Raw genomic sequence first — 14,108 nt, forward strand, 5'->3', positions numbered from 1 at the left:
ACTCAGCACAAGCGGTAGCGGCTGGTGGGCACGACGTCGAGGTCGCGATCGGCGCCGAAGGTGGCCACGCTGGCCATCATCGCCTCGATCCGCCTGCCCAGTTCGGCCGGGTCGCCGCCGCTGCCGTAGAAGGCGTGCGGGTCGTGCAGCGCCTCGATCGGGAACAGTTCCTCCACCACGGCGGCGACCTCGGGAGCGTCGGCGGTCACCGGCTCGAGCACCCGGTGCTGCACGTACCCGAACGTGGCCTGGGTGGCGATGGCGACCTCGGTGTGCGCGCCGCGCCAGCGCGCCAGCCATTCGTCGTAGGCCAGCTCGGCGGGCCTGCGCAGGAACGCGACGTTGGTCAGGCCCGGCGCGCGGACGCCGACCGGGGTGGTCGGCGGCGGCAACGGCGCGGTCGTCTCCACCCGCCACCCCGCCACCCGCTCGGCCCGGCCCGCCAGCACGGCCGACACCGCCGCGGCGGTCGCGGGCTCGGCCACCAGCGACAGCACCGCCTCGACCGGCGTCTCGAAGGTGGTGAGCCGCAACATCGCCGCGGCCACGTCGTCGTCGGCGACGTCGAGGATCACCTCGCGCGCGCCCGCGCCGGTCAGCTCGTCGACCCATGCCGGATCGCGCGGGTCGGGCACGCCCCACAGGGCGAAGATCAGGCTGTCGGCAGCCACCACACACCACCTTGGAACAGGTTTCAGTTCTGCCGAGTGTAAGGGCCCGCGCGGCGAACGACGAAGGGCCCCGGACGAATCCGGGGCCCTTCGCGTCAGGGGGTGATCAGCTGGTGCGCGCCTTCTCCAGCTCGACGCCGTCGCGTTCCTCCGGCGCGGCGGGCACGCCGGTGCGCATCGGATCCTGCGCGGGGTCGATGTCGATCGTGCGGCGCAGCGGCCGGTTGGGCAGCACCGCCGCCGCGAGCAGCGCCACGAAGGTCGCCACCGCCGCGATCAGGAAGATCCGCCCCGTCGCGTCACCGTAGGACGCGCGGATGACATCGAGCACCGGCGCGGGCAGCCCGCTCAGATCCAGGTTGCTGCCGCCTTCGCCGCTGGGCCGGATGCCCAGGCGGGCGAAGCCCTCCGCCGACAGCTCGCTCACCCGCGTCGCCAGCACCGATCCCAGCACCGACACACCGATCGCGCCGCCGAAGGTCCGGAAGAAGGCGACGCTGCTCGAGGCCGCGCCGATGTTCTGCACGCTCACCGTGTTCTGCACGGCCAGCACCAGGTTCTGCATCATCATGCCCATGCCGAGGCCGATCACGGTGATGTAGATCCCGACCAGCCACAGGTTGGTGGCGTGGTCGATGGTCGCCAGCAGCGAGAAGCCGACCACCATCAACGCCGCGCCGCTCACCACGAAGCTCTTCCACTTGCCGAAGCGGGTGATCATCTGGCCGGAGACGACCGAGGCGACCAGCATGCCGGCGACCATCGGAATGGTCAGCACACCGGCGATGGTCGGCGAGTAGGCCCGCGAGGTCTGGAAGTACTGCCCGAGGAAGGTGGTGGCGCCGAACATGCCGACACCGACCGCGATGGAGGCGATGATCGCCAGCCCGGTGGTGCGTTCGGTGACGATCTTCAGCGGGATGATCGGCGCCTTGGCCCGCGCCTCGACCCACACCGTCGCCGCCAGCAGCAGCACACCGCCGCCGACGTAGAGCACCGACTCGCGCGAGACCCAGTCGTAGTAGCCGGCCTTGCCCGCGAACGACACCCAGATCAGCAGCACCGACACGCCCGCGGTCAGCAGGACCGCGCCCAGCCAGTCGATCGAGACGTCGTCCTTGCGCTCGGTGGGCAGCCGCAGCGTGCGCTGCAGCAGGAACAACGCGATCACCGCCAGCGGCACGCACACGAAGAAGCACCAGCGCCAGCCCAGCGGACTGTCGACGATCACGCCGCCCAGGATCGGGCCGCCCGACATCGAGACCGCCATCACCGCGCCCATCAGACCGGAATAGCGGCCGCGTTCGCGCGGGGCGACGATCGAGCCGATGATCGCGACCACCAGCGCGGTGAGCCCGCCCATGCCGATGCCCTGCACGACCCGCGCGGCGAGGAGCACGTCGACGCTGTGGGCGACGCCGGCCAGGATCGAGCCCGCCACGAAGATGACGATCGACAGCTGCACCAGCAGCTTCTTGTTGAACAGGTCCGCGAGCTTGCCCCAGATCGGCGTCGAGGCGGCGTTCGCCAGCAACGCCGTGGTGATGACCCACGCGTAGGCGGTCTGCGAGCCCTGCAGGTCACCGATGATGGTCGGCAGGGCGGTGGCGACGATCGTGGTGCTGAGCAGCGCGGTGAACAGCGCGGCCAGCAGACCCGTCATCGCCTCCAGGACCTCGCGGTGGGTCATGGCATCGGGATCGGGTCGCGTGCCCGTCTCGACTGAACTAGACATCCGTTCCCTGACTTTCGTTCGACACCGGCTTCCGCTCGCCCGCGACGCTGCGATGCGCGTTGTCGGCCAGTGAGTTCCTGAGCTTGCGCACTGCCGTGCACGCCCGTTCCGCTTCTTCCTCGCTCCAATCCGAGAGCACCGACTGCAGGCCCTCGGCCCGCGAGACCCGGATGCGCTCGAGCAGCGCCCGTCCCGCGTCGGTGACTTCGATGAGGGTCGCGCGCCCATCGCTGGGGTCGGCCGTGCGGCTGACGTAGCCGGCCGCGACCAGGTCGGTCACATGCCTGCTCAGCGCGGAGGGGCTGATGCAGATGGAGACCGCCAGATCGCCCTGCCGGCACGACCCCTTGGTCTCGAGCGTGCTGAGCACGCCGATCGCCCCGGGCAGCAGCGCTCCCTCGTCCGGGTGCGCGAGGGCACCGCGGATGGCCCGCCCGATCAGGTAGAGCTCCTTGATCAGGTTCTGCGCCGTTTCGGTGGACACCGGCATCGAGAGACTCCCGTGGATTGATTGGTTGCAGTAAGCAACTATATTTTAGTTGCTTGCGCTAATCAAATAGTTCATTTCGGACAAACACGACCGCCCCGCCGCTCGGCGAGCGACGGGGCGGTGAACGACCAGGTCAGCGACCGGTGAAGCGGGGCGGGCGCTTGTCGAGCATGGCGGCGACCGCCTCGTGATGGTCCTCGGTCGTGTGGGCGATGGCCTGCATCGCCGCGGACAACTCCAGCAGCGACTCCAGCCGCTGATGCTGCCCCTCCCGAATCAGGCGCTTGGTCATCCGCAGCACGTGCGGCGGATTCGCCGCCACCCGGTCGGCCAGCGCGTGCGCGGCCGGGAGCAGTTCCGCGTCGGGCACCACCCGCGAGACCAAGCCCCACTCCAGCGCGGTGGCCGCATCGATCGCATCACCGGTGAACGCCATCTCGCTGGCACGGGCCATGCCCACCGCGCGCGGCAACAGCCAGGCGCCGCCGTCGCCGGGAATCAACCCGACCTTGACGAAGCTCTCCGCGAACACCGCGCTCTGCGCCGCGATCCGCATGTCACACATCAGCGCCAGATCGCAGCCCGCGCCGATGGCCGGACCGTTCACCGCGGCGATGGTGGGAATCTCGCAGTCGTAGAGCGCTTTCGGGATGCGCTGGATGCCGTGCCGGTAGCCCGGGCGCAGGTCGGCGGGACCGCCGGCGAACATGCCCGCCTTGTCGCGCATGTGCTTGATGTTGCCGCCGGAGGAGAACGCCGCACCCGCACCGGTCAGGATCGCCACGCGCACGTCCGGATCGGCCTCGGCCGCCGCGACCGCCGACTCCAGCGCCTCGATGGTCTCCGGTTCGGAGATCGGGTTGCGCGCCCGCGGACTGTTCAACGTCCACACGACCGTGGCGCCGTGGCGTTCGACGAGGACGGGTTCGCTCATGGGGCCTCCGCATTCGATCCGGTGAACGGGCACGACCCCGTCCGACAGCCGCGCCAGGATAACGCGCCCCCTCCCCCACCCCACATGATCCGGGGACCACCGCGTCCCCATCACCCCCGTGGAGTCGGGGAGCTGGAACATGGCCGGGGAGCCGGTCGGCGAGCAGTGGTATCCGACGCGGCACGCCCGGCACTGAGCCGCGTGGAAAAGCGTTTGCGGCCCGTCCCCTTCCGCGGATAACGTCCGGCGCGACGACGGAAAGGACGCTCGCATGCCGGTGTGGCTCGCCGTGCTGGCCGTGGCCGCGCTCGTCTTCTACACCGACGACTACGTCATCGCCGGGGTGCTGCCGGAGATCGCCGCCGACCTGGATGTCACCGTCGGTACCGCGGGCCGGTTGGTCACCGTCTTCTCCCTCACCCTGGCCGTGGCGGCGCCGCTGGCAGCGCTGGTGACGGCACGCTGCGCGCCGCGCGCGCTGTTGGCGGGGGCGGCGGTCGTGTTCGTCGCGGCCAACGCGCTGGCCGCGGTGACGCCCGCGTTCGAGGCCCTGCTCGCCGCCCGGGTGCTCGCCGCCCTGGCCGCCGCGGCCGCGACGCCGACGCTGTTCGGTCTCACCGCCCGCCTGGCGCCGCCACAACGGCTCGGCCGATACCTTGCGGTGGTGGGGCTGGGCGTCACCGGCGCGATCGCGGTCGGCGTTCCCCTGGGCACCTGGATCGGGGCGGCGTGGGGCTGGCGGGCCACCTTAGGTGCCATGGCCCTGGCCGGCCTGTGCGTGGCGGTCGGGGTGGCGGCCGCGGTCCCACCGGTGGCCGCGACGACCGCGCGGCCGCGCGAGCAGCTGCGCGCGCTGGCCACCGCGCCGGTGTGGCTGGGCCTGGCGGGCAATGTCGTGCTGATGTCCGGGTCGATGATGCTGCTGACCTACCTGGCGCCGTTCGTCGCCGGACTCGCCACCGCCGACACCGCCGCCCGCGCCACCCTGTTCGCCGTCTCGGGATTCGCGGGCATGGCGGGCCTGTGGCTCGGCGGGCACGGCACCGACCGCTGGGGCGCGGACCGTGCGCTGCTGATCGGGGTGGGGGTGTTCGTCGCGGCGATGCTCGCCTTCACCGGTCTCTGGCCGCTGCGCCCCGTACCGGTGGCGCTGCTGTATCCGCTGGCGCTGCTGTGGGCCGGGGCGGCGTTCTGGAATTCCCCCGCCGTCCAGGCCCGGCTACACCGGCTGGCCGGACCGGCCGCCACCCCGGCGCTGGCGGCCAACACCTCCGGGACCTACCTGGGTGTGGCGGTCGGCGCGACTCTCGGCGGCGCGGTCGTCGACGCGGCCGGGCCGGGAGCGCTGCCGCCGATCGCGGCCGCCGCCGGACTCCTCGCGCTCACGGTGTTCGGTCTGGCCGCCCGCGCGGCACGGGAACCAGTGCGTGCCTGCGCTGTGCGGGACTGAACCCGGCCTACGACCGCGGGGTTGGGTCGGGCGACCACCACGGCTGCCGATCTCCCCACCGTCCGCTCGGCCGTCCCGCCAGGCCGGGCGCCGCGCGCTCAGCGACGCCCTCGGCCGGCGGGACAGCACCGATCACCGAGCCTGCTCGTCCTGCTCGGCGGCGTTCTCGGCGGCGGCCAGTTCCTTGCGCAGCCGATCGGCCGTCTCGGTGTCCCCCGCGTCCTCGGCGGTGGTGATGTCCTGGTGCAACTGGGCGATCGTGTCCGGGAAACCATCGGTCCTCCCTCTCGTCGCGAGGCGGCCGTGGCCCGTCACCGAGCGCGCGGCCCTTGCGGGGAAAGGGTGTCCGGTTTGCCGACGGGGAAACACCGCGGCGGTCAGGCGGCGGCCGAGGCGCCCTGTTCGCCGATCCAGACGGCGGGATCACGCGGCGCGCGGCCCAGCACCCGTGCCACGTCGGGCATGATCGGCGCGCCACCGCTGCGGCGGATCTCACGGAACAGGCTCAGCACCAAGGCGACCTCGTCGTCGCCGAAGCCCGCCGCGGCCGCCTGGCGCGCGTACTGCTCCTCCGCGATGTCCTCGAAGCGCAACTCCTTGCCGGTCGCCGCCGCGTACTCGGCCACCAGCTCACCGAAGCTCATCGCCCGGGGACCGGTCAGCTCGTAGGTCTGCCCGGCGTGTCCGTCATCGAGCAACGCCGTGGCGGCGACCTCGGCGATGTCGCGGGCATCGATGAACGCCTCCCGCCCGTCCCCGCAGGGCAGGGCGAGCACGCCGGTCGTGGCCAGCGGTTCGGCGATGAACGACAACCCGGTGAGATTCTGGACGAACCACGCCGGACGCAGCACCGTCCACGCCACCCCGGACTCGGCCACGGCCCGCTCGCTCTCCCGCTTCATCGCGGTGTTCACCGGATCGCGGCTCAGCGCCGACAGCAGCACCACCCGCCGCACCCCCCGTGCCGCCGCGCGGCTGCTGAAATCGGCCACCGGGTCGCCGCCCTGGTCGGTCTCGACGAGATAGACGGCGTCGACGCCGGTGAGCGCGGCATCCCAGGTGGCGGGGGTGTTCCAGTCGAAGCCGGTGGCGCGGGTGGCCGGGCGCACGTCGACGCCGCGGGCGGACAGGGTGGACACCAGAGGGCGGCCGGTCTTGCCGGTCGCGCCGAGAACCAGAATCGTCATGTCTCCATTCCAGCCGCCGATCGCGAGACGGACGATGGTTCTCAGTCCATGGTCGATGTGAGATCGTCTCAGGCGTGGATGTGCTGGAGTCGTTGCTGCACGAGACGCGGGCCCGCGGGGCGGTGCTGTGCCAGTCGATGATGGACCCGCCCTGGGGTGTGCGGTTCAGCGACGGCGCGGCGCTGACGCTGGTCGCGATGGCGCAGGGGGGATGCTGGGTGCGCGCGGACGGCCACCCGCCGGTGCGGCTCGATCCCGGGGACGCGGCCATCGTGCGCGGCCCGCACCCCTACACACTGTCCGATTCCCCGACGACGAGCCCGCGGCTGTTCGTCGAGGCGGCCGATCGGTGCACCGACCTCGACGGCCGGGAGGTGCCCGAATCCGCCTACATCGGCCCGCGCGTGTGGGGTGATCGCCCCGACGCCGCCACCGTCGTGCTCACCGGCGCCTACCCCGCCCGAGCCGACGTCGCCGAACGCCTGCTCGCGGCCCTGCCGCGGGTGGTGCGGGTGCCCGCCGAGCCCGATCCGGCACCGGAGATGGCGCTGTTGTTGCGCGAGATCTCCGCCGACCGCCCGGGCCAACAGGTGATGCTGGACCGGTTGCTCGACCTGTTGCTGGTCTCCACCCTGCGCTGCTGGCTCGACGATCTCGGCGCGGACGGGCCGCCCTGGTATCGCGCACTCGGCGACCCGGTCGCCGGTCCGGCGTTGCGGGCGATCCACGACGACCCGGCGGCGGCCTGGACCGTCGCCGAGCTGGCCCGTCGCGCGGGGGTTTCCCGGGCGGCCTTCGCGCGCCGGTTCACCGAGCTCGTCGGCGAGCCACCGATGACGTACCTGACCGGCTGGCGGGTCGCGCTGGCCGCCGACCGGCTGCGCCGCACCGACGACACCCTCGGCGCCATCGCCCGCGCGGTCGGCTACAGCGACGGGTACGCGCTCAGCGCGGCGTTCACCCGGGTGAAAGGTCTTCGCCCCGGCGAGTTCCGCCGCGCCTGCCGCGGCGGCACGGATTCCGCCCACGATCGGGTGCTCGAACCACTTGCACTCGGCTGACGTGAGTGCTAAAAGAAATCTATACCGACAAAAACAGATTTTCTGAAAGACGCTGGTAGTACATCGCGAAATGGAGGTGGCCGCCATGCCCACGCACGCCGTCCCGTTCCGTGATTCCGCCACCCGGGGCGACCGCAGCCATCCCGCGGGAGGTGTTTGAGCACCGGGCGAGCCCGCGACGGTGGTGACCGCGCAGGCGGCCGCTGTCGAGAGCGAACCGCTCGACCTGGTGGCGGACCGGCTCCTGCTGCTCGACCCCGACCTCGAGGACCTCTTCGAGTCGGTGGACGAGATCCTGGCCACCGCACTGGCCAGGCGCCGGACCACCACCGCGGCGCCGGTGCCGATCCCCCCGGCACCGGACCCCTCCGGTCGATCCGGCCCGTGGGTGGCACCCGTCGCCCACGGCCGGGCGCCGGAACCACCGCGGCCCAGCCAGCGCGGCCCGCCCGCACCCGGCAGCAGCCGTCGTCCGAACCGGTGAAAGCGAGGTGATGCGAGGTCAGTCGAGAAGATCAGTCAGCCAACGACCCGAACGGCGGCCGGGCTGCCCACCCCCTCGGCGCCGGTGCTGACCACACGGCGCACCGCCACCCGACGTGGCAGCAGGTGGCGCAGCCGCCGACCCGACGGGACACGGTCGAATGTCACGTCCCTTCCTCTCGATTCGGGGGCCGGAACCGCTCCGGCCCCTCTTCGTGTCCGATCGCCGGTGTTCGAACCCCGGCATCCGAACCGAACAGCGCCAGACCAGAGCGTCCGATCCACGAGTTCGAAACGGAGGCACCATGAGCACGATCCCCACGGCCGACTACGCCGACCGCGCGGACCAGTTCACGCCGATCCTCGCCGACGACCAGGGCGCGGACATGGACCTCGTCGCGTCGAACCCGCTGGCCGAGCGCATCCGCCGGGCCTTCGACGACGCCGACCTCGCCGACCGGATCGACCAATCCATCAGCACCCCCCTGCCCGACGAGGACGACTACCCGCTCGCCTACTGACCTCCGCCGGAGCCGCATCCATGTCACCGATCTCCCCGGCCGCGCCGACCCGGCGCGCGGACGTTCCCCAGCGCCCCGCCCGCCCGGCCCGCGTCGCGGACACACCGCACCGGGCGGGTCCGCGGGCGACAGCGCCGGAACAGCAAGGGGGCCACCGCGATTCCGGTCCGTGGCGCCACGGCACCGTCGCCTGGTTCGACGCGGAGAAGGGCTTCGGCTTCATCACCCCCGACGACCGATCGCCCGCGGTGTTCGTCGAGTTCCACGCCATCGAGGCCGTCGGCTACCGCACCCTCGTGGCCGGCGGCCCGGTGGTGTATCGGGCCGAGGAGACCAAGGCCGGGCCGGAGGCCGTCGCCGTGCGCCCCTACCGGCGCGGTTCCTGCTGAGCCGCGGGCGGGCGCGGCCACGGCCGTTCGTCGAGGCGTTCGATATCGGTGTTGAACCGGCGCAGATACGCGGCGAAAGCGGCGACATCGGCGGCGGGCCAGCCCGCCAGCACCCGCTCGAGCCCGCGCACGTTGCGCTCGCGCACCTGGTCCATCCGGCGGGCGCCTTCGGCCGTGATCCGGAATTTGCGGGCCATGCCACCGTCGGGATCGGGGATGCGTTCGATCAGATCCGCGCCGAGCATCGCGGTGGTCTGCCGGTGCACGGTGGAGGTGTCCAGCCCGAAGGCGTCGCTGAGTTCGCCCACCGACATCGGACCCTGCGCGCGCAGCCGGCGCAGCACGATGTAGTGACTGCGATCGAGCAGCCCGCCGCGCCGGGACAGACCGGCCAGGCTGTGGCGGCCGAGCAGCATCGTCTCGAACTCCACAGCGTCGGTCGGTTTGTCCATTTTGTCCGTCACCCTCCTCCGGGATCCCCGCCAGGCCGCTCAGCTGGGATTTTGCATCATACAATTCGTGTGTATCCTGCATCAGTCGCGTTCTCGCGCACCATCGAGCTTGTCACGAGGAGTTCCGGTTTGTCCCCATCGCGCAGCGCCCGGGCCGAGTTGATCGTCGCCGCACTGGCCGCGGGCGGTATCGCCGCCGCGCTCATGCAGACCCTCGTGGTACCGCTCATCGGCGAGTTGCCCCGCATGCTGGACACCACCGCGTCCAACGCCTCCTGGGTGATCACCGTGACGCTGCTCGTCGGCGCCGTCGCCACCCCCATCACCGGCCGCCTCGGCGACCTCTACGGCAAGCGGCGCATGCTGCTGATCTGCACGGTGCCGCTGCTGGCCGGCTCGCTGGTGTGCGCGGCCGCCTCGTCGGTGCTGCCGATGATCGTCGGACGCGGCCTGCAGGGCATCGGCGCGGGCATCATCCCGCTGGGCATCAGCGCCATGCGCGACGCGTTGCCGCCCGAACGGCTCGGCAGCGCCATCGCCGTGATGAGCGCTTCGCTCGGCATCGGCGGCGCACTCGGCCTGCCGATCTCGGCGGCGGTGGTGCAGAACACCAGCTGGCGGGTGCTGTTCCTCGGCTCGGCGGTGCTCGTCGCGGTGGTGGCCGCACTGATCTGGTTCGTCGTGCCCGCCACGCCGCCCCAGGGCACCGGCGGTTTCGACCCACTCGGCGCGCTCGGCCTCGGCACCGCGCTGGTGAGCCTGCTGCTGGCCGTGTCCAAGGGCGGCGACTGGGGCTGGACCAGCGGCCTGACGCTGGGCCTGTTCGCGCTCGCCGCGGTGGCGCTGGCCGCGTGGACGTGGTGGGAGCTGCGCATCGACGATCCGCTGGTCGACCTGCGGGTCACCGCGCGCCGTCCGGTGCTGCTGACCAACCTCGCTTCCGTCGTGGTCGGCTTCGGCATGTACGCGCAGTCGCTGATCATCCCGCAGCTCATGCAGCTGCCCACCGCCACCGGCTACGGCCTCGGCCAATCCATGCTCGCGATGGGACTGTGGATGTTCCCCGGCGGCCTGGTGATGATGGCGGTCTCCCCGGTCGGCGCCCGCATCTCGGCCCGGTACGGCCCCAAGATCACCCTCATCGCGGGCAGCATCGTGATCGCCCTCGGCTACGGCTCGTCGATGGTGTTGATGAGCTCGGCGTGGGGACTGATGGTGGTGACCTGCGTCAGCAGCGCCGGCGTCGGCCTGGCCTACGGCGCCATGCCCGCCCTCATCATGTCCTCGGTGCCGCTGTCGGAGACCGCCTCGGCCAACAGCTTCAACACCCTCATGCGCTCGATCGGCACCACGTCCTCGGCGGCGGTGATCGGTGTCGTGCTCGCGCAGATGAGCACCCAGCTGGGCGGGCACACCATCCCCACCGAGGCCGGCTTCCGTACCGGCCTGCTGCTCGGGTGCGGCGTCGCGGTGGTCGCGGCCCTGGTGGCCCTGGCGATTCCGGCCCGGCCCGCCATCACCGCGACCGGCCGGGCGCACCCCGCGGAGATGGCGCCCGCCCGGTCCTGACACGCGCGCCGACGAACGGTTCAACGTTTCATCAACCCTGGCGGAGCATAGTGAGCCGCATCACGGTCGGCAGACCGTGGACGCATCCGGACTCAGCGAGGAGTTACCCGCAATGATCTATGCAAAGCCGGGAACCGAAGGCAGCATCGTCGACTACGCCGCCCGCTACGACAACTTCATCGGCGGCGAGTGGAAGGCCCCCGTGGAGGGCCGCTACTTCGAGAATCCCTCCCCCGTCGACGGCGAGGTGTTCTGCGAGGTAGCCCGTTCCTCGGCCGCCGACGTCGAGCTGGCCCTCGATGCCGCCCACGCCGCCGCCGACGCCTGGGGCAAGACCTCGGCGAGCGAGCGCGCCAACATTCTCAACAAGATCGCCGACCGCATCGAGCAGAACCTCGAGGCCCTCGCGGTCGCCGAGACCTGGGAGAACGGCAAGCCGGTCCGCGAGACCCTGGCCGCGGACCTGCCGCTGGCCGTCGATCACTTCCGCTACTTCGCCGGCGCGGTGCGCGCCCAGGAGGGCGGCATCAGCGAGATCGACAACGACACCATCGCCTACCACTTCCACGAGCCGCTCGGCGTGGTCGGCCAGATCATCCCGTGGAACTTCCCGATCCTGATGGCCACCTGGAAGCTGGCGCCCGCGCTGGCCGCGGGCAACGCGGTGGTGCTCAAGCCCGCCGAGCAGACCCCGGCCTCGATCCTGAAGGTCGTCGAACTCATCGCCGACCTGCTGCCCCCGGGCGTGCTCAACGTGGTCAACGGCTTCGGCGTGGAGGCGGGCAAGCCGCTGGCGTCGAGCTCGCGCGTGGCCAAGGTCGCCTTCACCGGTGAGACCACCACCGGCCGGCTGATCATGCAGTACGCCAGCGAGAACATCATCCCGGTCACCCTGGAGCTGGGCGGCAAGAGCCCCAACATCTTCCTGCCCGACGTGATGGCCGCCGACGACGCGTTCCTGGACAAGGCCGTCGAGGGCTTCGTGATGTTCGCGCTCAACCAGGGCGAGGTCTGCACCTGCCCCTCGCGCGCACTGATCCACTCCTCCATCTACGACGAGTTCATGGCCCGCGCCGTCGAGCGCACCAAGGCCATCGTCAGCGGCAACCCGCTCGACGACGCCACCATGATCGGCGCGCAGGCCAGCAACGACCAGTACGAGAAGATCCTGTCCTACATCGACATCGGCCGTAAGGAAGGCGCCGAGGTGCTCACCGGTGGCGGGCCCCGCAAGGTCGACGTGTTCCCCAACGGCTACTACGTCGAGCCGACGATCTTCAAGGGCCGCAACGACATGCGGATCTTCCAGGAGGAGATCTTCGGTCCGGTCGTCTCGGTGACCACCTTCGACTCGGTCGACGAGGCGATCTCCATCGCCAACGACACCCTCTACGGTCTGGGTGCGGGCGTGTGGACCCGCGACATGAACACCGCCTACCGGCTGGGTCGCGAGATCAAGGCGGGCCGGGTGTGGACCAACTGCTACCACGCCTACCCCGCGCACGCCGCCTTCGGTGGCTACAAGAAGTCCGGCATCGGCCGTGAGAACCACAAGATGATGCTCGACCACTACCAGCAGACCAAGAACCTGCTGGTCAGCTACTCGCCGGACAAGCTCGGATTCTTCTGATGCCCGAGGGGATCGAGCGCGTCGCGCTGACCGATGCCGCGGCCGAGCTGCTGACCCGGCTCACCGCGCAGCACGGCGCGCTCATGTTCCACCAGTCCGGCGGATGTTGTGACGGCAGCGCCCCGATGTGCTACCCGCGCGGCGAATTCCGCGTCGGCGCCTCGGACGTGCTGCTCGGCGAGGTGGGCGACGGCATCCCCTTCTGGATGAGCGCCGACCAGTACGAGTACTGGAAACACACCCACATCACCGTGGACGTGGTGTCCGGCCGCGGGAGCGGATTCTCCCTCGAAGCGCCCGAAGGCGTGCGCTTCCTCATCCGCTCCCGGCTGCTCACCGACGACGAGGTCGAGGAGCTGGACCGGCAGGCGCCACCGCGCACCGGGGCGGACGCGCCCCGCTGAGCGACCGGGCTGCTCACCGAACGCGTCGGTGAGCAGCCCGTCGCACGCGCGACCACCGACCGCGGGCGCCGACACCCTCAGCGCTTGCGAATCACCACGATCGGGCACTCCACCGTGTGGATCAGCGCGTTGCTGGTCGACCCCAGCAGCATGCCGGTGAACCCACCGCGCCCGTGACTGCCGACCACCACCAGCTGCGCGTCCTCCGACTCGCTCAACAGCGCGCGGACCGGCCGGTCCGCCACCACGATTCGGCGCACCGGCACGTCCGGATACCGCTCGGCGTACCCCGCCAGCCGTTCGGCCAGCAGGGATTCCTCGTCGGTGGCGATCGTGTCCCACTCGGCCACTGCGATTTCCAGCCCGGTGGCATCGGTCCAGGAATGCAGTGCGACGACCCCGACACCGCGCCGGGACGCCTCCTCGAAGGCGTAGTCGACGGCGGGCACACTGTTGTCGGTTCCGTCCACGCCCACCAACACCGGTTTGCCCGCCGACTGCTCGTCCAGCGCCGCTGTCTCATGGATCACCGCCACCGGGCAGTGCGCGTGCCGGGTCACCGACGTGCTCACCGAGCCGAGCAGGCCGCGCTGCAACGCCCCGAGACCACGGCTGCCGACCACCACCATCCGCACCCGCTCGGAACGCTCCAGCAGCGCCGGGATCACGAACTCGAAGGTCACCTCCGTGGTGACGGTCAGCTCCGCCGAAACCTGTTCGCGCACCACGTCACGCACCGCAGCGACGATCCGCTCCCCCTCCGAGCGCAACCACTCCAGCTCCACGCCCGGCAACGTCCGGCCGGTGCTGTAGCCGGTGCTCACCGCCACGGAGGTCAGCAGGTGCAGCGTGCAATCGTGCAGCACCGCTTCCTTCGCCGCCCAGGCCGCCGCCTGCTGCGCGCTCGCCGAACCGTCCACCGCCGCGACGATCACCGGTTCGGTGGGCTTTACCTGTGTTTCGGCCACCTCGAGTCCCTTCGGTTCCGCGTCACACCGGGACGCATGCCAGCAGTCCTACCCCTAGCAGCATGCCCCACCGACCCCGGCCACGCGGGCAGGGCCCACACCGCGTCACCGTTTGCAGGATGCTTGCCGCGGTATCCGACCGGTACCCACCGTGCTCGAGAAAC

General features: G+C 71.2%; 15 protein-coding genes. 8 read left to right on the top strand and 7 right to left on the bottom strand.

Translation table 11 applies throughout. The features are described 5' to 3' along the window. Window positions 1–2: 2 nt before the first annotated feature. The 4 genes from CRM89_RS07915 to CRM89_RS07930 all read right to left on the bottom strand — a co-directional run bounded on the left by CRM89_RS07915 (window position 3) and on the right by CRM89_RS07930 (window position 3,830). Entirely contained in the window at window positions 3–671 is a 669-nt protein-coding gene (locus tag CRM89_RS07915; protein ID WP_127516102.1) for a hypothetical protein, read from the bottom strand. Between the two features lie 106 nt (window positions 672–777). Continuing rightward, window positions 778–2,406, bottom strand: coding sequence for an MDR family MFS transporter (locus tag CRM89_RS07920; RefSeq protein WP_011209516.1), 1,629 nt, complete (start codon window positions 2,404–2,406; stop codon window positions 778–780). Further along, window positions 2,399–2,896 (bottom strand): MarR family winged helix-turn-helix transcriptional regulator, encoded by a 498-nt coding sequence (locus CRM89_RS07925; protein WP_011209517.1) that lies wholly within the window; start codon window positions 2,894–2,896, stop codon window positions 2,399–2,401. Before CRM89_RS07925 ends, CRM89_RS07920 begins: the two co-directional genes overlap by 8 nt. Window positions 2,897–3,029: 133 nt before the next feature. Further along, complete coding sequence (locus tag CRM89_RS07930) at window positions 3,030–3,830, bottom strand: crotonase/enoyl-CoA hydratase family protein (RefSeq protein WP_060590935.1); 801 nt, start codon at window positions 3,828–3,830, stop codon at window positions 3,030–3,032. 271 nt (window positions 3,831–4,101) lie between these two features. Between CRM89_RS07930 and CRM89_RS07940 the strand changes: the two genes are divergently transcribed. Then, on the top strand, window positions 4,102–5,280 hold the full coding sequence (locus tag CRM89_RS07940) for an MFS transporter (RefSeq protein WP_060590933.1): 1,179 nt from the start codon (window positions 4,102–4,104) through the stop codon (window positions 5,278–5,280). Window positions 5,281–5,657: 377 nt separating this feature from the next. On the opposite strand, the gene CRM89_RS07945 is transcribed toward CRM89_RS07940, so the two are convergent. Continuing rightward, window positions 5,658–6,467 carry an NAD(P)H-binding protein gene (locus CRM89_RS07945; protein ID WP_098083625.1) on the bottom strand — a complete coding sequence of 270 codons (810 nt, stop codon included), beginning with the start codon at window positions 6,465–6,467 and terminating at the stop codon, window positions 5,658–5,660. A 74-nt stretch (window positions 6,468–6,541) separates the two neighbouring features. Here CRM89_RS07945 and CRM89_RS07950 point away from each other — a divergent pair, with 74 nt between their 5' ends. From CRM89_RS07950 to CRM89_RS32205, 4 genes are all read left to right on the top strand, one after another. Beyond that, window positions 6,542–7,528 carry an AraC family transcriptional regulator gene (locus CRM89_RS07950; RefSeq protein ID WP_086838803.1) on the top strand — a complete coding sequence of 329 codons (987 nt, stop codon included), beginning with the start codon at window positions 6,542–6,544 and terminating at the stop codon, window positions 7,526–7,528. A 181-nt stretch (window positions 7,529–7,709) separates the two neighbouring features. Then, window positions 7,710–8,012, top strand: coding sequence for a hypothetical protein (locus tag CRM89_RS07955; protein ID WP_098083626.1), 303 nt, complete (start codon window positions 7,710–7,712; stop codon window positions 8,010–8,012). A gap of 304 nt (window positions 8,013–8,316) precedes the next feature. After that, on the top strand, window positions 8,317–8,532 hold the full coding sequence (locus tag CRM89_RS07960; protein ID WP_060590925.1) for a hypothetical protein: 216 nt from the start codon (window positions 8,317–8,319) through the stop codon (window positions 8,530–8,532). A 20-nt stretch (window positions 8,533–8,552) separates the two neighbouring features. Beyond that, window positions 8,553–8,921: a cold-shock protein gene (locus CRM89_RS32205; protein WP_098083627.1), complete on the top strand. Its 369-nt coding sequence runs from the start codon at window positions 8,553–8,555 to the stop codon at window positions 8,919–8,921. Here the strand turns inward: CRM89_RS32205 and CRM89_RS07970 are convergent. Beyond that, entirely contained in the window at window positions 8,900–9,373 is a 474-nt protein-coding gene (locus CRM89_RS07970; RefSeq protein ID WP_060590922.1) for a MarR family winged helix-turn-helix transcriptional regulator, read from the bottom strand. The two genes, CRM89_RS32205 and CRM89_RS07970, sit on opposite strands and share 22 nt — an antisense overlap. A gap of 129 nt (window positions 9,374–9,502) precedes the next feature. Here CRM89_RS07970 and CRM89_RS07975 point away from each other — a divergent pair, with 129 nt between their 5' ends. The 3 genes from CRM89_RS07975 to CRM89_RS07985 all read left to right on the top strand — a co-directional run bounded on the left by CRM89_RS07975 (window position 9,503) and on the right by CRM89_RS07985 (window position 12,976). Beyond that, complete coding sequence (locus tag CRM89_RS07975) at window positions 9,503–10,942, top strand: MFS transporter (protein ID WP_086838805.1); 1,440 nt, start codon at window positions 9,503–9,505, stop codon at window positions 10,940–10,942. Window positions 10,943–11,054: 112 nt separating this feature from the next. Next, window positions 11,055–12,572, top strand: coding sequence for an aldehyde dehydrogenase (adh, locus tag CRM89_RS07980; RefSeq protein ID WP_011209527.1), 1,518 nt, complete (start codon window positions 11,055–11,057; stop codon window positions 12,570–12,572). Then, on the top strand, window positions 12,572–12,976 hold the full coding sequence (locus CRM89_RS07985; protein ID WP_011209528.1) for a DUF779 domain-containing protein: 405 nt from the start codon (window positions 12,572–12,574) through the stop codon (window positions 12,974–12,976). The genes adh and CRM89_RS07985 overlap by 1 nt, the downstream gene beginning before the upstream one ends. 77 nt (window positions 12,977–13,053) lie before the next feature. On the opposite strand, the gene CRM89_RS07990 is transcribed toward CRM89_RS07985, so the two are convergent. Further along, on the bottom strand, window positions 13,054–13,944 hold the full coding sequence (locus CRM89_RS07990; RefSeq protein WP_098083628.1) for a universal stress protein: 891 nt from the start codon (window positions 13,942–13,944) through the stop codon (window positions 13,054–13,056). Between the last annotated feature and the right edge of the window lie 164 nt (window positions 13,945–14,108).

Origin of the sequence: Nocardia sp. FDAARGOS_372, from assembly GCF_002554515.1 — a bacterium.
GTDB classification, from domain to species: domain Bacteria; phylum Actinomycetota; class Actinomycetes; order Mycobacteriales; family Mycobacteriaceae; genus Nocardia; species Nocardia farcinica.